This window comes from Marinobacter litoralis, from assembly GCF_003336705.1.
In the GTDB taxonomy this organism is placed as follows: Bacteria; Pseudomonadota; Gammaproteobacteria; order Pseudomonadales; family Oleiphilaceae; genus Marinobacter; species Marinobacter litoralis.
The window spans coordinates 448,007-468,008 of record NZ_QMDL01000003.1; the positions used below are offsets into that span (position 1 = coordinate 448,007).

Below are 20,002 nucleotides of genomic sequence, written 5' to 3' on the forward strand. Positions count from 1 at the left end.
AGTACTTATAGGATCTGCTGCAACTTTCCCAGTTTATTCTTCCGTCAATTTTCCATGTTCCACGTGGAACATTCGGTATTCTGGTGCTTGTCCATCCGTCCACAATACATCCGGTTCCGGGTGTTCGATGGACGTAATAAACACCTGGCAACGTAATTCCTGAAGCTTCCGGGCCAACATAATCCGATGACGGACATCCAGCTCGGCATTAATATCATCCAGTAAGAAAGTGACTTGTTTACCCAAATCACTTAAAACCTTGCCTTGGGCAATCTTCATAAGGATAACCAAGGTCTTTTGCTGTCCGCGGGAGAAAGTCTCCGCCACAGGACGCCCGCCCAATTTCAGGCGAATATCAGCACGGTTTGGACCATAAAGCGTATGCCCCATCCGGCGTTCTTGTTCTCTGTGATTCTTCAGTACTTCCACTAAAGAATGGCTACGATCCCAGCCTGGGTAAAACTCGAGCTTCAGACCATCCGTCCATCCGGCATCCAGCTCACTGAGCACTTCGTCAAAGGCACTTTTAAACCTTTGGAAAACCTCAGCTCTGGTGTCGCTGAGAGATTCAGCAAGCACGGCAAACTGATTATCCCATACCCTCATCAACGACTCATCGATTCTACCATTTCTGAGCGTTTGATTCCGCTGTGATGTCACTCTCTGACATTGTTGCCACAAAGAGGAAAACGAAGGTTCCACGTGGAACACTAACCAATCGAGAAACTGCCTGCGCTTACCCGGACCACCCGCAACGATGTCAAACACCCCGGGGTCGATAACAGAAACGGGTAATCGTTTCGCCAACGACGATAGGCTGCGAACCGCCTCACCATTGACACGCAACGAAGTTTCTTTCGAAGTGATGTCACGGGAGATACCCACCCGATGTTCAACCGGTTCGATACGTCCGTCACCTTTCGCATGTTCGTCCAACCCGGCATCCAATACCCCGAACACGGTGAGCTTGCTCTGACCGTGTGAAACCACAGCTTGATGGCGCGAGATACGAAACGAACGGCCAAGCCCCAAGTACCCGATGGCTTCGAGCACACTGGATTTACCGCTGCCGTTGGCACCGTAGAGCAAGTTGAAAGAAGGGGAGAACCGAACCGGTTCAGGCTCCAGATTTCGAAACCACTGAGTCTGGAGTTTCACTAGCGCCATAGAGGAGGGAATCTCAATATCAGATGGAAACTTGAAGCCTTAAAAACACAAAAGGCAATGCTGATACCCAGCATTGCCTTAGTGTACAAGAAGCTATGCCTCTTCGCTCGTTAATGCAGCATGGTTAGCCGGTCATCCATGAACACATCCATTTCAGGTGCCATGATGTGAACATAGCGGTCGAAATAGAGGAACTGTTTGAGCAACAGAGCAAACTCACGAGGGAAGTGCAGGCCATGATTTTCGCCGACTTTCACCATATCCATCAATATATGGTTTACGTCGTCTTCGGCTTGATCCAACAGGTAAGCACTTTCATCCGGCACCATGCGGTCCATCTGTTTGTACAACCGTTGGAGGTCCGCTGCCAAATCCTGCACCTTTACTTCCCTGTGGGTAATGCCAATCCGAATCATGGCATCGGCCATACCTTCAAAGTTGCCGACCATAATCGCCGAAATGAAATCGCTTACCGCTTGCCAGGTATCAGGTTTGATCCGACCAACAATACCGAAATCAATAAAGCCGACACGACCGTCTTTCAGCACCATCAAATTGCCCGCGTGCACGTCGGCGTGGAAAAACTCACACTGAGTCAAACTGGAGAACCAGGTATTCATAGCGGTGATCAGGGTACGTTCCGGATCTTTCGCATAACCCCGAATGCTTTCGAGGTCCGTCAACGGAACACCGTAAAACCGCTCCATGGTTAAAATACGACGGCTGCTGCAGTGTTCGTATACCTGAGGTACCGTCGCCTCTTCATTGCCGGTGCTTTCAAGGAATTCCCGGAACACCTTCAAGTTATTGGCTTCCTTGATGAAATCACATTCTTCCATCATGGTTTTCTGGATTTCATCAACAATTCCGGACAACGAAGTCCAAGACAATTTGGGCGCCAAAGTTTCCAGAATACGCGCGGAAAGGTAGAGGAAATTCAGGTCCGTCAGCAGAATGTTTTCCACACCCGGCTTTTGAACCTTGATCACCACATCTTCACCGCTCACCAGTTTGGCCGCATGCACTTGCGCAATCGACGCAGAAGCCAGGGCCACCGGATCGATTTCCGCATAAACTTCGTTAATCGGGCGACCGAGTTCATCCCGGATGATCTTTTTGATCACACTGAACGGCAAGTTCGGCGTGCTGTCGAGACAGAACTGAAATTCCTCAACGTATTCTTTCGGGAAGAAAGTTGGTGAACTGGCGATAAACTGTCCGAGCTTGATATAGGTCGAACCCAAATTCTCGAAGGTCTGGCGCAACAGTTTCGGAGTAGGGGGGCGGTCGCCCCGCACCCAATTCAAGCCGGTACGGCCGAGTACGCTCAGGGTCTGACCAATCCTGAACGCACCTTTGATTCCATTCACTACTGGTCCCATCAACTTCTCCCCCAACAATTACAAACGCATCGGCATGACAACGTACATACAACCGTTATCGTTTTCGGCTTCGATCAATGCACTGCTGTTCGGGTTGGATAACGTTACCTTCACCTGAGCATCGCTGAGCGCATTCATCACATCGATCAGGTAGCCTACATTAAAACCGATTTGAAGGGATTCGCCCTGATAGTCCACAGGCAGTGCATCTTCGGCCTGTTCCTGGTCCGGGTTGTTGGCGAAAACTTCCAGCTGGCCTGGTTTAAGATTCAAACGCACGCCGCGTATGTTTTCGTGAGAGAGAATGCCCGCTCGCTGCAAGGTATTTTTCAGGGTAGCGCGGTCAGCCATAACGACTTTGTCGCCGCCCCGCGGGATAACACGGTTGTAGTCCGGAAATTTGCCTTCGATCAGTTTGGAGGTGAAGGTGTATGAACCTACCGTTGCCCGCAGGTGGTTATCCCCAATCACCAAAGTGACCGGTGACTCATCGTCATCCAGCAAGCGAGCCAGTTCCAGAATACCTTTACGAGGCACAATCACCTGACGTGGCTCCGGGCAACCGGTATCCATATTAAAGTGCGCCAACGCCAAACGGTGACCGTCGGTGGCAACGGTCCGTACGTGGCCCGAATCCACTTCCAACAACAAACCATTCAGGTAGTAACGCACGTCTTGCTGTGCCATTGCGAAAGCAGTCGCGTCCAACATGCGGCCCAGCTCTTTCTGGGGAAGTTCCAAGCGGAAACTTTCGGGCTCGTCTTCCACATTTGGAAAATGTTCTGCCGGTAGGGTGGACAGAGTAAAATGCGAGTTGCCGGCACGAACGTGCAGCCGATCGCCTTCTTGGGCCAGATCAATCGGCGCTTCGTCACCCAAGGCCCGGCAAATATCAGACAACTTGCGCGCAGGAACCGTAATTCTGCCTGGCTGGTCCACGTGCACCGGAGTAACCCGGCCAACCAGCTCGACTTCCATGTTGGTGCCAGTGAGAGTCAGAGTGTTGTCTTCGGCTTCCAACAACACGTTCGACAGAACCGGCATGGTTTGTTTCTTTTCCACAACGCCAGCAATGCTTTGCAGCGGAGTAAGCAGGGATTCACGGCTGATTGTCAGTTTCATGGCACTCGGCTTCAGTTATCGGAAGTGAATGTTATTAACTTGCCACCCTTCGCATCAGGTGGTCAGTAATCTCATAAAGTTTTGGTAGTCCTCCCGGATACCCGGGTCGGTTTCCTGCAATTCTCGAATCTTTTTACACGCATGCAGCACAGTGGTGTGGTCACGGCCACCAAAGGCATCGCCGATTTCCGGCAAACTGTGATTGGTCAATTCTTTGGAAAGCAGCATCGCCACCTGCCGGGGGCGGGTGACCGTGCGGGTACGCCGCTTCGACAACAGATCGGATACTTTGATCTTGTAATACTCGGCAACCGTTCTTTGGATGTTATCCATACTGACCTGCTTTTCATGCAGAGCAAGCAGATCTTTCAAACTTTCCCTAATAAAGGGTGGCGTAATTTCGGAACCAGTGAAGTGAGCATTCGCTATCACCAAACGTAGCGCACCTTCGAGCTCTCGCACGTTTGAACGAATTTTTTGAGCGATGAAGAACGCGGCTTCGCTGCTGAGTTTCACGTTGGCCTGGTCGGCCTTCTTCATCAGAATCGCCACACGGGTTTCCAACTCGGGTGGCTCGACCATCACCGTCAAACCCCAACCGAATCGGGATTTGAGGCGCTCTTCCATATCCACAATTTCTTTAGGGAAGCGATCACAGGTCACGATAACTTGCTGACCACCTTCCAAAAGCGCATTAAAGGTGTGGAAAAACTCTTCCTGTGAACGTTCTTTGCGGGCAAAAAACTGGATGTCGTCAATCAACAGGGCATCCACTGACCGGTAATAACGCTTGAACTCGTTAATAGCGTTTAACTGGAGCGCCTTGACCATATCTGCCACAAACCGCTCGGAACGCAGGTAAGCCACTTTCGCTTTTGGATTACGACGAACGATTTCATTACCAATGGCATGCATCAGGTGGGTTTTACCCAAACCGACACCACCGTATAAGAACAGAGGGTTGTAGGCACCCCCCGGATTCTCGGCAACCTGCATGGATGCAGCGCGGGCTAATTGGTTCGACTTACCTTCTACAAAGGTATCAAAGGTAAAGGTTTCATTCAGAAAGCTCTGATGCTTGATATCACCTTCAACCTGGACCGATCGACGCTGGCTTCCCGCTGAAGAAGAAGGTGCAGGCGCCGAAGCGGGTTGTCTGACCGGTTCACTGGGTGCGGGTGCGCTGCTTCGCTGGACGGCAGTAGCTGCCACACTTTTCTCTTCCTCTGTAACAGCGTGGCCGGTTTCGTCCACTTCAGGCACCGATCTGACCACCGGGTCATCAGGCTTAGGCGCCGAACCCACTTTCATCTGAACCCGAGGTGCTTGGCCTCCGTTCAGGTCTTTTAATACTTCTTCTATACGCCGGATATATTTTTCGTTCACCCAGTCCATAACGAAGCGGTTTGGGGCGAAAAGCATCAACAACCCGTCCCGATGATCAGACTGAAGGGGTCGCAACCAGGTATTAAACTGTTGTGCGGGAAACTCATCCCGAAGTACTTCAAGACATTGATGCCACATACTATTAGGCAAGACAGCCTGCTCCCAACTACCCGATTGTGCTCTAAACGGGGAAAACTCACGCCCGTTATTCAAGATGACCCCGAATTCTACCCCGCCCAGCGCTCTAGGAAAAGGGCATGCATCTAGGTAATGAACACCCTGTGGAAACAATTAAACCGCTGTTTCAAGCTCTTACAGACATATCTACAAGCTTGTGTACAGAAATTGCCTAAAAAATAGTTATACACAGAACATTGTGTACAGGCGGGGTAGAGCCCTGTGTGAAAGCTCTGCACCGATCGATGTATAACTTCGGTCAAAACCCAAAACCCCACTTGTTCACAATCCGTCTTGGTCTTACGCACAGGGCTTAGGCACACATGTCACAAGCCTTATCATTGCCACAACCACCTGTAGTTATTGAGGATTTTTCGCTTATCCACAGAAAACAGGCTGCGTAATAACAGTAATAATTAATCTTTAAAAGAAATTTAAAAGAACCTAATACATTTATTATTCATCGTTGCGGTATCTACCCACATCGAAAACTTCGTCTGCACATCAGTCTTCGATTGATCTTCCCCTCAGATTTGCTTAGAATGCCGCTCCTGTTTCAGCTGTCTATTTTGCAGCCAGTTACAAATTTCAATTTACGATTTGTGAGAACATAATCATGAAAAGAACATTCCAACCGAGCGTCCTGAAGCGCAAGCGTGTTCACGGCTTCCGTGCCCGTATGGCGACTGCTAACGGCCGTAAGGTGATTTCCCGTCGTCGTGCCAAAGGCCGCGCACGTCTGTCTGCGTAAGCTGATTTCTGCCTCATGAAGGCTTTGACGTTTCCAAAATCCGTTCGGCTGCTAAAGCCAGCAGATTACGGCAAAGTCTTTGATGACGTGCAGCTGAAGGTTCCGCACAGGAATTTTCTGATCCTGGCTGCCCCGAATAACCTCGGCCACGCCAGGGTCGGTCTGATTTTCTCGAAGAAAAACTTGCGTCATGCGGTTCAAAGAAACCGGATAAAACGCCAAGTCAGAGAAACATTCAGACTTCAGCAGGATTTACCCAGCCTCGATATTATTGTTTTAGGCAGGCAAGGATTGAATACGCTTGAAAACCCCGATGTTCGTTCATCATTGAACGACATTTGGCGCAGGGTGAAAAAAAAGTATCGCCAGCTTGCCAAGACCCCGTCGGATGCTAACGCTCAAGGCAATGAGTAATGCGGCAACTTCTGCTGTTACCCATACGATTCTACCAGTACGCTATCAGTCCCATGATGGCTAGCCATTGCCGACACACTCCTACCTGTTCACAATACGCCGTCGAGGCTATTCAACATCACGGAGCACTCAAAGGCAGTTACCTGGCTGGTGCACGTTTGTTGAGATGTCATCCGTGGGGGGATGCCGGATATGATCCGGTACCAGGCACTGAATCGAACATGGATGTACATCCTGAAATAACAGCTGGCCCGACTGAACCGCTCCAATCCACTACTCAGACCAGACACTAAGTTTATGGATATTCAACGCATCGTTTTGTTTGCCGGTCTCGCGATTGTCAGTTATCTGATGGTGCTAGCCTGGAATGAAGATTACCATCAGCCACAAACCGAACAGGTGGTTCAGGCCGAAACGCTTTCTAACGGCAATCAGCCCGCAGACAGCATGGTGTTACCCGAAAGTGGATCTTCCAGTACCAGTACCGACGAGTTTTCCACACCGGAAACCGGTGGTGTTGCATCAGCCAATACCACGACCAATGAAAACGTGGGCAACCGTTTCATTTCAGTACAAACCGATGTGTATAACCTGAAAGTGGATCGTGTGGGTGGCAACATCGTCGAGAGTTCCCTGCTCGATTACGACGAATCGTTAAACAGTGAACAACCGCTTAAGCTGCTTTCCAACACCAATAACCGCACGTATTTTCTCGAAAGTGGTTTGATCGGTCGCGATGGCCCCGATGGCCGCAGTGCAGCAAAACCGCCTGTTTTCGAAGCAGCTGCTAACGAGTTTGTACTCGAAGAAGGCAGCGACGAACTAAATTTGAATTTGAACTTCACCACAGATACCGGCGTAAAAATCACCAAACGCTACCAGTTCAAGCGCGATAGCTACGAAATTGGTGTTCGTTACCTGATCGACAACCAGTCTGACAGCGCCTGGCAAGGTAACTTCACCGGCAAGATTGTTCGGGACCAAGCACCCGATCCTACCTCCCAAGCCAGTATGGGCATCAAGGCCTACTTGGGTATGGTGATGAGTACGCCGGAAGATCCGTATGAAAAATACGACTTTGACGACCTCAAAGAAGCGCGCATTAATCAATCAGTAACCAACGGCTGGTTGGCTTTCCTGCAGCATTACTTTATTACCGCTTGGGTACCGGATTCCGAAACACCGGCTCAATTCCAGACAACCCGGCGTGGTCCCTTGCACGTAATGGGCTTCGTTTACCCGGCTACGACTGTCGCAGCGGGCGAAACAACGGAAGTAGGCGCAACGGCATACGTAGGCCCGAAGATCATCGATCGGCTTGAAGCTCTGGCGCCGAATCTGGACCGTACCGTCGATTTCGGCTGGTTGTTCTTTATTTCACTGCCACTGTTCATCATTCTGGAGTGGTTCTACGGCTTGGTGGGTAACTGGGGTGTCGCGATTATCCTGCTGACGGTTCTGGTGAAAGCGGTATTCTTCCATTTGTCCGCGACCAGCTATCGTTCGATGGCGAAAATGCGCGCAGTAGCACCGCAACTGACTCGATTGAAAGAGCTCTACGGTGACGACCGCCAGCGCATGTCCCAGGAAATGATGGCTCTGTACAAGCGGGAAAAGATCAATCCGCTGGGTGGCTGCTTGCCGATTCTAGTGCAGATGCCAGTGTTTATCTCGCTGTATTGGGTACTGTTCGAGAGTGTTCAGCTGCGTCATGCACCGTTCATGCTGTGGATTCAGGATTTGTCCCAGATGGATCCGTACTTCATCTTGCCAATCTTGATGGGTGCGAGCATGTTCATCCAGATGAGCCTGAACCCGACTCCGCCTGATCCTATGCAGGCCAAGATCATGAAGCTGATGCCACTGATCTTTACCGTGTTCTTCTTGTGGTTCCCGGCGGGTCTGGTTCTGTACTGGCTGGTGAACAACATTCTTTCAATCTCGCAGCAGTGGTACATTACTCGCAAGATTGAAGCAGAAGTTGCAGGCAAGAAATACTGATCGTCCGGTATTTCTGACCCAACAAAGGCTCCCTTGTGGAGCCTTTGTCAGTTCTAGTCAGGAAAGAAATTATGCAGCCAGCTACCGACACCATCGCCGCTATTGCCACCGCACCGGGTCAGGCCGGGGTAGGGATTGTCCGGGTTTCCGGCCCGAAAGCGTCGAACATTGCCCGAGCCATGTTGGGCTTCGAACCCAAACCACGGTATGCGCATTTCGGCCCTTTCCTGGATACTCAGGGTGAACTGATCGATGAGGGTATTGGTCTGTACTTTCCAAACCCGCACTCGTTTACCGGCGAGGATGTGTTTGAGCTGCAAGGGCACGGCGGCACGGTCATTCTTGATCTGCTACTTCGAGAAGTTTGCAATCTTGGCGCACGACTGGCCCGCCCCGGTGAATTCTCCGAACGAGCGTTCCTGAACGACAAGCTCGATTTGGCTCAGGCTGAAGCGATTGCCGACCTGATTGAAAGCAGCTCCGAACAAGCCGCTCGCTGCGCTGTGCGTTCTATGCAGGGAGTCTTTTCCCGGCAGATCGATGATCTGGTTGATGCGGTGACTCATCTGCGTATCTACGTGGAAGCAGCCATCGATTTTCCGGAAGAAGAAATCGATTTCCTTGCTGATGGCAAAGTTGCCACCGATCTGGACAGCTTGTTACAGCGTGTGGAAAAGATTTTATCGGAAGCCCAGCAAGGCACCATTCTCCGGGACGGCATGAAAGTGGTGATTGCCGGCAGGCCGAATGCCGGAAAGTCCAGTTTGCTCAATGCCTTGGCAGGTAGAGAAGCCGCTATCGTGACGGCAATCGAAGGCACCACCCGGGATGTACTCAGAGAACATATCCACATTGATGGTATGCCGTTGCACATCATTGATACTGCAGGGTTGCGCGATAGCCCTGATGAAGTGGAGCAGATTGGTATTGCCCGCGCTTGGGAAGAAATCCGTCAGGCCGACCGTATTTTGTTGATGGTCGATGGTACCACCACGGATAAAACCGAGCCCCATGAAATCTGGCCGGATTTTATCGACCAGCTACCCAAAAATGCGCCGGTTACGGTGATTCGCAACAAAGTGGATTTGTCGGGTGAGCAAGTGGGTATCTGTGATGAACCCGGGCAAGCGGCGCCGGTTGTGCGTTTGGCGGCTAAAGAAGCCGAAGGTCTGGATATTCTTCGTGACCACTTAAAAGCCTGTATTGGTTTTGCCAGTACCACCGAAGGTGGCTTTTTGGCGAGGCGCCGGCACCTGGATGCATTGGAACGGGCCCGGGACTCGCTGATTCAAGGGCAATCCCAATTACAAGGCTACGGGGCCGGGGAGTTGTTGGCGGAAGACCTGAAAGCTGCTCAGGACTCATTGGGTGAAATTACCGGGCATCTGACCCCGGATGAGCTGTTGGGTAAGATCTTCAGCTCATTTTGTATCGGCAAGTGAGGCGTAGGTCGCCTCACTTGGTGTTAGCTTAACGATTCATCCAAGAAATCCAGAAGCATCCGTACTTTTGGGGATAAGTGTCGGTTATGTGGATAAACGGCCCAGATTCCGTCGTCAGCTTCCTGGTAATGTTCCAATAAACTCATGAGTTTTCCACAGGCCAGTGACGGCTGGACGTAGTAATCCGGTAACTGGACTATCCCTATGCCTTTCAGAGCGGCATCCAGCAGTGCCCAACCGCTATCGCACTTCATATTACCTTTGATACGGACGTTGTGAGGCTTGCCTCTATCCTGAAATCGCCAGTAATCCAGATTACCCTGCAGACAGTTGTGCCGTTCCAGCTCTGAAAGCGAGTGGGGCACGCCATAGGTGGATAAATATCCGGGTGAGGCGCATACGTATAAGGTTCGCGACGACAACCGCTTGGCCATCATGGTCGAATCCTCCAGTTTGCCCAGACGAATCGCCAAATCGTAACCGCCGCCCACCAGATCCAGCTTTTGGTTGGTTAAATTCAGCTGCACTTCCAGCTCCGGGTAACGCAAGATGAAATCGTTCACCAAAGGGGCAATCACCTTTTCACCGTAAGTGACCGGCGCTGTCAGCCGTAATTTTCCCTTGGGGATAAGTTGCAGGTTGGTCATGGCCCGTTCGGCTTCTTCCAAACCATCGAGCACCTGTCGGCAATACTGATAATAGGTTTGGCCGGCTTCAGTCACCGAAACCTTACGAGTGGTGCGATACAGCAGTTTGGTAGACAGCCTGGATTCCAGCGCGCTGACCTGCCGGCTGACCTGCGCCGTTGAAATACCTAATCGCTTCGCGGCAGCGGTAAAACTCTCGGCTTCCGCGACCGCGACAAACTCACTGACCCCTTCCCAAATAAACATGTTCAGTTCCTTGCGTTACGACTTGGGTGAGCTTAGATACAAAATGCCGCCAGCAAACAAAATACGGTTCATTGTTACTATACAGTAAAGGTGATTTGCTTAATTGGCCGATTATCTATCTTAAGAATAATAATACAATGATCCCATCAACATGGCAGAAGAACCTGCCGAAGCCCGACAAAATCTGGAGCACACAACATGACTCAGACCATCAAATCTAAAGCAGCCATCGCCTGGGGCCCGAAACAACCTCTGTCCATTGAGGAAGTGGATGTAATGCCGCCACAGGCTGGTGAAGTACGAATTCGGGTGATCGCCAGTGGTGTGTGTCATACCGATGCGTTTACCTTGTCAGGCGAAGATCCCGAAGGCATCTTCCCGACCATTCTGGGCCACGAAGGCGGCGGTATTGTTGAGTCCGTCGGTGAAGGCGTGACCAGTCTGAAAGTGGGCGATCACGTTATTCCGCTGTACACCCCTGAGTGTGGCGAATGTAAATTCTGCACCTCCGGCAAAACCAACCTGTGCGGGAAGATTCGTGAAACCCAGGGCAAGGGCCTGATGCCCGACGGCACCACCCGCTTCTCTTTGAACGGTGAGCCTATTTATCACTACATGGGCTGCTCAACCTTCTCCGAGTACACCGTACTGCCCGAGATTTCTTTGGCAAAAGTGAATAAAGAAGCGCCCCTGGAAGAAGTCTGCTTGCTGGGTTGCGGTGTAACCACCGGTATGGGTGCGGTAATGAACACCGCCAAAGTAGAAGAGGGCGCCACCGTGGCCATCTTCGGTATGGGCGGCATCGGCCTGTCGGCGGTAATTGGTGCCACCATGGCAAAGGCCAGCCGCATCATTGCCATCGATATCAACGAGAGCAAATTTGAACTGGCCCGCCAGTTGGGTGCGACCGATTGCATCAACCCGAAAGACTACGACAAGCCGATTCAGGAAGTCATCGTAGAGCTGACCGACGGCGGTGTGGATTACTCTTTCGAGTGTATCGGCAACGTGGATGTGATGCGGTCTGCACTGGAATGCTGCCACAAAGGCTGGGGTGAGTCGGTGGTTATCGGTGTTGCGGGCGCCGGCCAGGAAATTTCCACGCGTCCGTTCCAGCTGGTGACCGGCCGGGTCTGGAAAGGTTCCGCTTTTGGTGGTGTGAAAGGCCGTTCCGAGCTGCCGGGCATCGTTGAGCGTTACATGCAAGGCGAGTTCAAGTTGAATGATTTCATCACCCACACCATGGGTCTGGAAGATATCAACAAGGCGTTTGATCTGATGCACGAAGGCAAGAGCATCCGTACCGTTATTCACTACGACAAGTAATGAATTCAGGTCGCCTGTGGATAACACAGGCGACCGTTTTATTGAGAGGTTGCAATGACTATTGAAAATCTGAGCAGTAATAAAAGTTTTGGTGGTTGGCACAAGCAGTACAGTCATTACTCCAAGACCCTGAACTGTTCGATGCGGTTTGCTATCTACCTGCCGCCGCAGGCCTCCAATGGCAAAAAGGTGCCAGCGCTGTATTGGTTGTCCGGGCTGACCTGCACCGATGAAAACTTCATGCAGAAAGCCGGCGCGCATCGCATGGCAGCCGAACTGGGCGTGGCCATCATTGCCCCGGACACCAGCCCGCGCGGTGACGATGTCGCCGATGACGAAGGCTACGATTTGGGCAAGGGTGCCGGGTTCTATGTGAACGCCACCGAGGCACCCTGGAGTAAGCATTACCGCATGTACGATTACGTGCTCAACGAATTACCGGCATTGATTGAAGATATGTTCCCGGTGAGCGATCAGCGTTCCATCTCTGGCCACTCCATGGGCGGACATGGTGCATTGGTACTGGCATTGCGAAATCCCGAGCGTTTTCAGTCCGTTTCGGCGTTTAGTCCGATCAGTAATCCGGTCAACTGCCCGTGGGGTAAGAAGGCCTTTGGCGCTTACCTGGGTAAAGACACCGCCAGCTGGGCCGAGTACGACGCCAGTTTGCTGATGCAAAAGGCAAGCAAGTTTGTACCGGCGTTGGTGGATCAAGGCGAAGCGGACAATTTCCTGACCGAGCAGTTGAAACCGGAAATGCTGGAAGCAGCAGCGAAGCAAAGTGGCTACCCGCTGGAACTGAACCGGCATGAAGGGTACGACCACAGCTATTACTTCATCGCCAGTTTTATTGAAGAGCACCTTCGCTTCCATGCGAAGTATCTGAATTCGTAGGAGCCATTCGCCCCGCAAGTCAACGTCTGCGGGGCTTTTCTATAACTAATTGATTTCATGAACTATTTTATTTTTATTAAGTTGTTGCAAGTATCAAATGCAAAGGATTATCATTTGCCCCCGATATTTGTTTTCAACTTAAGGAGTGGCTCATGCAGTTCAGGACATCATTGGCGACATCGGTTGCACTGTTATCTTTAGGATATACCCTTCAAGTGGCAGCCCAACCAATGGAACTGGACGAACTGGTGGTATCCGCTGCCGGTTATGAGCAGAAAGTGACCGATGCGCCCGCCAGCATCAGTGTATTGAGCCAACAAGACCTGCAACAGAGTCAATTTTCGAATTTAGCGGAAGCCTTGGATACCGTGGAAGGTGTGGATATTAGACAGAGCACTGGTAAAACGGGTGGATTGAACATCAGCATCCGTGGCCTGCCCAGCGAATACACTCTGATCTTGATAGACGGACGGCGTCAGAATCCTCCCGGCAACGTCACGCCGAACGGTTTCGGTGATACTTCCACCAGTTTTATGCCGCCACTGTCTGCCATTGAGCGGATCGAAGTTATTCGTGGGCCTATGTCTACGCTTTATGGTTCAGATGCGATTGGTGGTGTTGTTAATATCATCACCAAGAAAGTGTCTGATAAGTGGGTAGGTTCTGTAACCTTGGAGCACACCTTCCAGGAAGACAGGGATTTTGGGGATACCGGAAAAACCAGTTTCTATACTAGCGGCCCGCTAGTTGAAAATGTCCTTGGCCTGAGTGTTCGAGGCAGTGTTTACGATCGTGAAGCGTCTGATCTCGAGTTTGAAGACGGTTCTGAAGCTCCGAAGCGGGGTGTAGCACCGGTTGATGGCCGAAATCATACCGTGGGTGCCCGGCTGACGTTCGTGCCGGTCCAGGGGCACGAATTCTATCTGGACGCTGAGCAAGGCAAGCAGGTTTATAATAATGACGCCTGCCAGCTGGGAACGCTGGACGGCAAAAGCCGTAGTTGTGAAGATAAACCGGGCGTGGCGAACGGCTACTCTGATGAGTTGCGTTTCAACCGCGAGCAGGTGGTATTAGGGCACTCCAGCAAACTTGGTTTTGGTACCTGGAGCAATGATTTGAGTTATAACGTTACCGAAACTGAAGGACGCACTCTGCCCGGTACAATCGGCACAGCCTACGATGCTCCCTATCAGGCTTTGGTCGGTGGCGATGATCGAGAGCTGGAATCTAAAGACACGATCTTCGACACCAAATTGGTCACACCTGTTACGGATAGCCAAATTGTGACTCTTGGCGCTCAGTACCGAGATACCGAACTGACCGATGGCATCGCGAATACCACGTTTAAACAAAATTCTTGGGCCGTTTTTGCTGAAGATGAGTGGTACCTGAGAGACGATCTGGCATTAACACTAGGGGGCCGTTATGAAGACCACGATGCGTTCTCTGGCCATTTTACTCCTCGGGCTTATCTGGTTTGGAATTCCTCTGCGAACTGGACCTTTAAAGGTGGTGTGAGTAAAGGTTATAAGACACCGGATATTAACGACTTGCACAACGGTGTTAACGGTGTGACCAGTCAGGGTGAAACACTGACCATCGGCACCCCGGATCTGGAACCTGAAAAAAGTACCAACTATGAGATGGGTGCATACTTTGACAACCTGAACGGTTTCAAAGCCAATGCAACGGTCTTTTATACCCGCTTCAGTGACAAGATTGATGATGGAGCTCCCGTCACGATCACTGGTGATTCGTTGATTCCGGATGGCACCTATGATCAGTTGGATAACATTGGAAAGGCGGAAACCCGAGGGGTTGAGCTGGCATCAAACTGGAAGTTTGCGCCGGCTTGGAGTCTGCGGAGCAGCTATACCTATACCGATACTGAGCAGAAAAGTGGTGTAAACAAAGGGGCCCCCTTGACCAATACCCCTGAGCATGTGCTTCAGGCACGTCTGAATTGGCAGGCTACGTCTCAACTGGATCTGTGGCTGTCGGGTGAGTATCGTGGTGAACGGACCCGTTATGTTAGCCTCAAGGAAAACCTGAGTGCTGAAGAAACCGCGATTGATCAAAAACTCGGTGATCTGAGCGACTACGCATTATTCCACTTGGGCGGTTCTTATCAGGCCAGTGAGAACCTGACGCTTACAGCGACCATCTATAATGTATTTAACAAAGATTTCCTGGAAGGCAGCAACTACACCTTTGTTGATAATAACGGCAACGAGGTAACTGATTGGGCTTCTGAATACATTTATGTGAACCGGGGTATGGCTGCTGGCGGAATGGTGGAAGAAGGCCGCCGCCTATGGCTATCCGCGAACGTCACCTTCTAGCACGAGCTTAGCTGGGCACCATTACGAAAACTAACAGTTTAATGCTCAACGAATGACCGGCAATCGGGTACTCTCTAGCCTCTAACATCTTATATTCGCTCAGATTTTTTATGATCGGCAATAGGTTATAAATGAGAAAGGAGAGTATCCGTGCGTAAACTGGGTCAATTCATAGCGTTGGTGAGCGTTCTGGCATTGGGCGGCGGAGCCGCCACCGTGTCGGCTTCTGACAAGCTTTACATCTATACCGAGAACTTCCCTCCGTACAACATGAGCGCCACCGGCCGTGCTTTCGAGCATAACGGTAACGAAGTGGACGGCATCTGTACTGAAATGGTCAAAGCGATTCTGGATAAATCGGGCCTGGATCATGTCATCAAGTTGCGAAATTGGGATTACGGCTACAAGCGTGCTCTGAGCAAACGAAACCACGGCATTTTCTGCACAACTTACACCGAAGAGCGGGCGCCTAATTTTAAATGGGTAGGGCCGTTGACGAAGAACCTGTGGACAATTTTTGCGGCGGCAGGAACTGACCTGAAAATCGACAAGCTGGAAGATACCAAAGGCATGTTGTACGGCGGCTTTCGCAACGACGTGATGACCAACTACCTGTTGCAGCGTGGTTATAAAGTGTCGGAAATGGAAAGCGATGACATCAACCCTAAGCGTTTGGAACTGGGCCAGGTAGATTTGTGGATCTCGGATCGACTGGCGGGACCTTACTTTGCGTCACAGCAAGATGTGGAAGGCTTGGAACCGGTTTATTCGTTTAACGAGTCTGAACTGTATCTCGCCATGAACCCGAACACCCCGGATGAGGTTATTCAGAAGTTGCAAGAAAGCCTGGAAGCCATCAAAGAAAACGGCATGTATCAGGCTATTGAGACCAAATACGGACTCTGACAAGCAAAAAAAAAACCGGGTAGAACATGCTACCCGGGTGAGAGGTTACCGGGAGAGTTATCCGGTAAAGGCCAAATTTTCGGCTTCGATCTGCATCAGGTTACGGGTCGGGCTCAGCATGCTGGTGGCATGGCTTTGAGCACGGGGCAACAGACGCTCGTAGTAGAACTCGGCAGTGCTGATCTTGGTCTGGTAGAAGGCTTCTGATTCGTCGCCGCCATTCTCCAGCTTGTCAGTCGCCACCGCGGCCTGACGCAACCACATGTACGCCATCGACACATAACCGCTGTACATCAGGAAGTCGTAAGCCGCTGCACTGACCACATCCCGGTCTTTGCGAGCGGAAAGCATCACGCGAACCGTCAGCAGGTTCCATTGGGCGGTCAGCTTCAGCAGTTCTACGGCCATCGGGCGTAGCGTGCGGTTGGTCAGGTGCTTACGAGCGAAGTTCGCAACCTTCAGGGTGAACTCACGTACCGCGCCACCCTGGGTCATCAACAACACTTTACGGCCCAGCAAGTCCAGTGCCTGAATACCGGTGGTGCCTTCATACAGCGTGGCGATCCGGGTATCCCGAGCGATCTGCTCCATGCCGTGCTCACGGATGTAACCGTGGCCACCAAACACCTGCATACCCAGGTTTGCCGCTTCGTTGCCCAGTTCGGTCAGGAAGCCTTTCAGGATAGGGGTCAGGAAGCCCAACTTGTCGTCGTGCTTTTTCACCGCTTTTTCGTCATTGGTTGTATGTGCTTCAACCATGTGGTCTGCGGTTTTGGCTGCGTAGTACAGCATGGCGCGACCACCTTCGGCGATGGCTTTTTGGGTAAGCAGCATACGGCGAACATCGGCATGGTGAATCAGGCTGTCAGCCACCTGATCCGGTTCTTTCTTACCAGATAGCGCACGCATCGAGCGACGGTCTTTGGCATACTCCAGCGCCCACTGGTAAGACAGTTCGGCCGGGCCAACGCCCTGGATGGCGGTACCGATACGAGCGGTGTTCATGAAGGTGAACATGCACTCCAGACCTTCGTTCTCAGGGCCGATCAGGTAACCGGTAGCGTCGTCAAAGTTCATCACGCAGGTGGCGGAAGCTTTGATGCCCATTTTCTTTTCAAGGCTGCCACAGTTCACGCCGTTGCGTTCACCCACGCCGCCGTCTTCGGTGGGCAGGAACTTCGGAACGATGAACAGGCTGATGCCGCGGGTACCAGCTGGTGCGCCCGGCAGGCGGGCCAGCACGATGTGGACAATGTTTTCGGTCAGATCGTGATCACCGGATGAGATAAAGATCTTGGTGCCAGTAAGCTTGTAGGAACCGTCTTTCTGAGGCTCGGCTTTGGTTTTCACCTGGCCAAGATCGGTACCGCACTGAGGCTCGGTCAAACACATGGTGCCGCCCCAACGGCCTTCCGTGAGCGGAACCAGGTAGGTTTGCTTCTGTTCTTCACTGCCATGCAGGTAGATGGTGTTCATCGCGCCCAGCGACAAGCCGGGGTACATGGCGAACGACCAGTTGGCGGTACCCATCATTTCCTGTTTGAACAAGCCCATGGAGGCAGGCAGGCCCTGACCACCGAATTCTTCCGGGGCCGACAGACCCTGCCAGCCGCCCATCACGTACTGGTTGTAGGCTTCTTTGAATCCTTTGGGTGTGGTTACTTCGCCGTTTTCCAGCTTACAGCCTTCTTCGTCACCGATCTGGTACAACGGGCTCAGCTCTTCTTCACAGAACCGGCCGCACTCATTCAATATCGCTTCAACAATATCCGGAGTGGCGTTCTCGCCTGAACTCAAACCCGCGTAATGACGTGGATAATCGAACACGTCGTTCATCAGAAACTTCATATCCCGCAGGGGGGCTTTGTACTGAGGCATATCCAATCCTTCCCGTGTGCATTAGAGGGCTCAACGACCCTGATGCTTTTAGTTGTACGGCATTGAAAGAATGCTGCCATTGACGAAAAGCCCCGTGCGCACTGTCAGTTTGGACAATTGGCTGAAATGACGATGAGGTTTTTGGCGTGATCGAGCAGACCTTTGCGGCCGTAAATGATTGAGCCGTTCATCATTATTTGTAGCGAGGGAGTGTAAATATCATGCAAAGTCGTTGGGTTTCCCGAAAGTCCCGTAGCTTGCGCCAGTCAGGTCTTATACTGTTGGTGGTCGTGATGCTTGGAGGGTGTGCCGGACCCTCTCTGGATGCTCACCAGAATGCAGAGCCTGTGTTGGTTCCAAAGGTGTTTTTTAATGGCGAACTTTCCGCCCGAGGAGTGGTCAAGAACTTTTCCGGTGAGGTGATTCGTACCTTCGATGCCGACATAGTTGCGACCTGGGATGTCGATGGCACGGGCACGTTGGACGAGGTATTTCGTTTCAGTGACGGTGAAGTTCAGACTCGGGTCTGGACTCTAACGCCGGATGGCAACAGCTACAATGCGGATGCTGGAGACGTTGTTGAGCCTGGCACTATGCGTTGGCAGGGCAACGCCTTGCATATGAATTACCTGCTCAGAGTCGCCTATGGGGATGGCACGATCGATGTGCGGATGGACGATTGGATGTACTTGATTACGCCGGATACTCTCATTAATCAGACCACGATGACGAAGTGGGGGGTTAAAGTTGGCGAAGTGGTGCTGGTGATTCAGAAAAAAGGAGCGGGGTTTGCCCCGTCAAATTAATAACGGACAGGTTGTCGAGATTCATGTGGAAGCAGTGGTTGGTAGGACTGGGAGTTATCGTCATAGTGCTGGTGGCAGCGGGGGTTTATTTCAGCCAGCTTCCGGATGCCGACGGACAAAATCGGCCGGTTGAGGCGACAACAGTCAACGTCAGCCAACCGGAACTGCGACAGATCCGAGACCGGATTTCTTCGGTCGCCAGTCTGCGGCCTACGGACTCTGTTGAGTTGACGACGGAAACCAGCGGTCGGGTGGTCGAGCTGAACCTGAAACCCGGCCAGCCGGTTCAACAGGGAGATGTGCTTCTTCGCCTCGACGACCGACAGGCCCGTGCCGATTTGGCGGTATTAAAAGCCCGCCTTTCTGATGCCCGTCGCCAGTACAACAGGGCTCGAAGCCTGCGATCCAACAACAGTGTGTCCCAGTCTCAGGTTGACGAACTGCAAACCTCCGTGGCGGTTGCCGAGGCGGAGCTGGAAGCCGCCAAAGTTCGCTTGGAAAACCACCGCATCGAAGCGCCGTTCGCGGGCGTGATCGGGCTATCCGACATCAGCCCCGGTGCCTTTCTGCAAGCCGGAACCAGCATTACCACCCTCGATTCCAGCGGCCAGCTTGAGTTGAACTTTTCAGTACCGGAGCGGTTTGTCGGCCAAGTTGAGCTTGGCCAGCCGGTCACCGCAGTGTCACCGGCGTTTCCCGACCAATTATTTGAAGGCCAGTTGGTGGAACTGGCTACCCGCATCAGTGAATTAAGCCGAACCTTGGCGGTGCGCGCGCTGATCGACAACCCCGATGGCCAGCTGCGACCTGGGCAGTTTATGTCCGCGTCACTGACGCTGCAGGAGCGCGAAGCGCTGGTGGTGCCGGAACAGGCTGTGATGGTGCGGGGTGACGAGAAATACGTGTTCTTGGCAGAAGACGGCCTTGCCCGCCGGGTGTCGGTTCAGATTGGCAATCGCATGCCGGGGTGGGTGGAAATCAAAGAAGGGTTGAGTCCCGAAGACGCGGTCGTGGTCACCGGACAAGATCGGCTGAGTTCAGGCAACCGCATTCGGGTGCTTGAATCTGACCGCTCGATTCCCGAAAACCGGTTTGAATCGGTTCGGGAGTCCTGA

General features: G+C 52.0%; 17 protein-coding genes. 11 read left to right on the forward strand and 6 right to left on the reverse strand.

The genetic code is table 11. The annotated features are described in order from the left end of the window. Nucleotides 1–33 precede the first annotated feature (33 nt). From recF to dnaA, 4 genes are all read right to left on the reverse strand, one after another. A complete protein-coding gene (recF, locus tag DOQ08_RS11745; RefSeq protein ID WP_114335108.1) occupies nucleotides 34–1,167 on the reverse strand; it encodes a DNA replication/repair protein RecF in 1,134 nt (377 codons plus the stop codon). Nucleotides 1,168–1,277: 110 nt separating this feature from the next. Further along, a complete protein-coding gene (locus DOQ08_RS11750) occupies nucleotides 1,278–2,549 on the reverse strand; it encodes an ABC1 kinase family protein (RefSeq protein WP_114335109.1) in 1,272 nt (423 codons plus the stop codon). An 18-nt stretch (nucleotides 2,550–2,567) separates the two neighbouring features. Then, nucleotides 2,568–3,671: a DNA polymerase III subunit beta gene (dnaN, locus tag DOQ08_RS11755; RefSeq protein WP_114335110.1), complete on the reverse strand. Its 1,104-nt coding sequence runs from the start codon at nucleotides 3,669–3,671 to the stop codon at nucleotides 2,568–2,570. A gap of 54 nt (nucleotides 3,672–3,725) precedes the next feature. Continuing rightward, nucleotides 3,726–5,195, reverse strand: a complete 1,470-nt coding sequence (gene dnaA, locus DOQ08_RS11760) for a chromosomal replication initiator protein DnaA (protein ID WP_406565367.1) — start codon at nucleotides 5,193–5,195, stop codon at nucleotides 3,726–3,728. 655 nt (nucleotides 5,196–5,850) lie between these two features. Between dnaA and rpmH the strand changes: the two genes are divergently transcribed. From rpmH to mnmE, 5 genes are all read left to right on the forward strand, one after another. After that, a complete protein-coding gene (rpmH, locus tag DOQ08_RS11765; protein ID WP_008172542.1) occupies nucleotides 5,851–5,985 on the forward strand; it encodes a 50S ribosomal protein L34 in 135 nt (44 codons plus the stop codon). 15 nt (nucleotides 5,986–6,000) lie between these two features. Then, on the forward strand, nucleotides 6,001–6,399 hold the full coding sequence (gene rnpA, locus DOQ08_RS11770; RefSeq protein WP_114335112.1) for a ribonuclease P protein component: 399 nt from the start codon (nucleotides 6,001–6,003) through the stop codon (nucleotides 6,397–6,399). After that, nucleotides 6,399–6,692, forward strand: a complete 294-nt coding sequence (gene yidD, locus DOQ08_RS11775; RefSeq protein WP_114335113.1) for a membrane protein insertion efficiency factor YidD — start codon at nucleotides 6,399–6,401, stop codon at nucleotides 6,690–6,692. The genes rnpA and yidD overlap by 1 nt, the downstream gene beginning before the upstream one ends. Before the next feature lie 4 nt (nucleotides 6,693–6,696). Then, nucleotides 6,697–8,400, forward strand: a complete 1,704-nt coding sequence (yidC, locus tag DOQ08_RS11780; protein WP_114335114.1) for a membrane protein insertase YidC — start codon at nucleotides 6,697–6,699, stop codon at nucleotides 8,398–8,400. A 71-nt stretch (nucleotides 8,401–8,471) separates the two neighbouring features. Next, nucleotides 8,472–9,842 carry a tRNA uridine-5-carboxymethylaminomethyl(34) synthesis GTPase MnmE gene (gene mnmE, locus DOQ08_RS11785; protein ID WP_114335116.1) on the forward strand — a complete coding sequence of 457 codons (1,371 nt, stop codon included), beginning with the start codon at nucleotides 8,472–8,474 and terminating at the stop codon, nucleotides 9,840–9,842. A 23-nt stretch (nucleotides 9,843–9,865) separates the two neighbouring features. Here the strand turns inward: mnmE and DOQ08_RS11790 are convergent, their stop codons facing one another. Further along, nucleotides 9,866–10,735: a LysR substrate-binding domain-containing protein gene (locus tag DOQ08_RS11790; RefSeq protein WP_114335117.1), complete on the reverse strand. Its 870-nt coding sequence runs from the start codon at nucleotides 10,733–10,735 to the stop codon at nucleotides 9,866–9,868. Between the two features lie 198 nt (nucleotides 10,736–10,933). On the opposite strand from DOQ08_RS11790, the gene DOQ08_RS11795 reads away from it, so the two are divergent. The 4 genes from DOQ08_RS11795 (at nucleotide 10,934) to DOQ08_RS11810 (ending at nucleotide 16,203) form a co-directional block, all read left to right on the forward strand. Next, nucleotides 10,934–12,061, forward strand: a complete 1,128-nt coding sequence (locus DOQ08_RS11795) for an S-(hydroxymethyl)glutathione dehydrogenase/class III alcohol dehydrogenase (RefSeq protein WP_008175541.1) — start codon at nucleotides 10,934–10,936, stop codon at nucleotides 12,059–12,061. Nucleotides 12,062–12,115: 54 nt separating this feature from the next. After that, nucleotides 12,116–12,955 (forward strand): S-formylglutathione hydrolase, encoded by an 840-nt coding sequence (gene fghA / locus DOQ08_RS11800; RefSeq protein WP_114335119.1) that lies wholly within the window; start codon nucleotides 12,116–12,118, stop codon nucleotides 12,953–12,955. Between the two features lie 152 nt (nucleotides 12,956–13,107). Further along, complete coding sequence (locus tag DOQ08_RS11805; RefSeq protein ID WP_114335120.1) at nucleotides 13,108–15,297, forward strand: TonB-dependent receptor domain-containing protein; 2,190 nt, start codon at nucleotides 13,108–13,110, stop codon at nucleotides 15,295–15,297. A 150-nt stretch (nucleotides 15,298–15,447) separates the two neighbouring features. After that, entirely contained in the window at nucleotides 15,448–16,203 is a 756-nt protein-coding gene (locus tag DOQ08_RS11810; protein WP_227537630.1) for a substrate-binding periplasmic protein, read from the forward strand. 57 nt (nucleotides 16,204–16,260) lie between these two features. Here DOQ08_RS11810 and DOQ08_RS11815 read toward each other — a convergent pair whose 3' ends face one another. Next, the gene (locus tag DOQ08_RS11815; RefSeq protein WP_114335121.1) at nucleotides 16,261–18,081 is read right to left on the reverse strand and encodes an acyl-CoA dehydrogenase C-terminal domain-containing protein; all 1,821 of its coding nucleotides are present in this window, start codon (nucleotides 18,079–18,081) and stop codon (nucleotides 16,261–16,263) included. 293 nt (nucleotides 18,082–18,374) lie between these two features. Here DOQ08_RS11815 and DOQ08_RS11820 point away from each other — a divergent pair, with 293 nt between their 5' ends. Both DOQ08_RS11820 and DOQ08_RS11825 read left to right on the forward strand, forming a co-directional pair. Then, nucleotides 18,375–18,887: a DUF3833 domain-containing protein gene (locus tag DOQ08_RS11820; protein WP_114335498.1), complete on the forward strand. Its 513-nt coding sequence runs from the start codon at nucleotides 18,375–18,377 to the stop codon at nucleotides 18,885–18,887. 23 nt (nucleotides 18,888–18,910) lie between these two features. Continuing rightward, a complete protein-coding gene (locus DOQ08_RS11825; RefSeq protein ID WP_114335123.1) occupies nucleotides 18,911–20,002 on the forward strand; it encodes an efflux RND transporter periplasmic adaptor subunit in 1,092 nt (363 codons plus the stop codon).

Coding starts and splice junctions, on each gene's coding strand:
- DOQ08_RS11815 (WP_114335121.1), bottom strand. CDS start 18,081: ATGCCTCAGTACAAAGCCCCCCTGCGGGATATGAAGTTTCTGATGAAC.
- DOQ08_RS11750 (WP_114335109.1), bottom strand. CDS start 2,549: ATGGGACCAGTAGTGAATGGAATCAAAGGTGCGTTCAGGATTGGTCAG.
- DOQ08_RS11825 (WP_114335123.1), top strand. CDS start 18,911: ATGTGGAAGCAGTGGTTGGTAGGACTGGGAGTTATCGTCATAGTGCTG.
- fghA (WP_114335119.1), top strand. CDS start 12,116: ATGACTATTGAAAATCTGAGCAGTAATAAAAGTTTTGGTGGTTGGCAC.
- DOQ08_RS11820 (WP_114335498.1), top strand. CDS start 18,375: ATGCTTGGAGGGTGTGCCGGACCCTCTCTGGATGCTCACCAGAATGCA.
- DOQ08_RS11795 (WP_008175541.1), top strand. CDS start 10,934: ATGACTCAGACCATCAAATCTAAAGCAGCCATCGCCTGGGGCCCGAAA.
- yidC (WP_114335114.1), top strand. CDS start 6,697: ATGGATATTCAACGCATCGTTTTGTTTGCCGGTCTCGCGATTGTCAGT.
- dnaA (WP_406565367.1), bottom strand. CDS start 5,195: ATGTGGCATCAATGTCTTGAAGTACTTCGGGATGAGTTTCCCGCACAA.
- mnmE (WP_114335116.1), top strand. CDS start 8,472: ATGCAGCCAGCTACCGACACCATCGCCGCTATTGCCACCGCACCGGGT.
- DOQ08_RS11790 (WP_114335117.1), bottom strand. CDS start 10,735: ATGTTTATTTGGGAAGGGGTCAGTGAGTTTGTCGCGGTCGCGGAAGCC.
- rpmH (WP_008172542.1), top strand. CDS start 5,851: ATGAAAAGAACATTCCAACCGAGCGTCCTGAAGCGCAAGCGTGTTCAC.
- rnpA (WP_114335112.1), top strand. CDS start 6,001: ATGAAGGCTTTGACGTTTCCAAAATCCGTTCGGCTGCTAAAGCCAGCA.
- yidD (WP_114335113.1), top strand. CDS start 6,399: ATGCGGCAACTTCTGCTGTTACCCATACGATTCTACCAGTACGCTATC.
- dnaN (WP_114335110.1), bottom strand. CDS start 3,671: ATGAAACTGACAATCAGCCGTGAATCCCTGCTTACTCCGCTGCAAAGC.
- DOQ08_RS11805 (WP_114335120.1), top strand. CDS start 13,108: ATGCAGTTCAGGACATCATTGGCGACATCGGTTGCACTGTTATCTTTA.
- recF (WP_114335108.1), bottom strand. CDS start 1,167: ATGGCGCTAGTGAAACTCCAGACTCAGTGGTTTCGAAATCTGGAGCCT.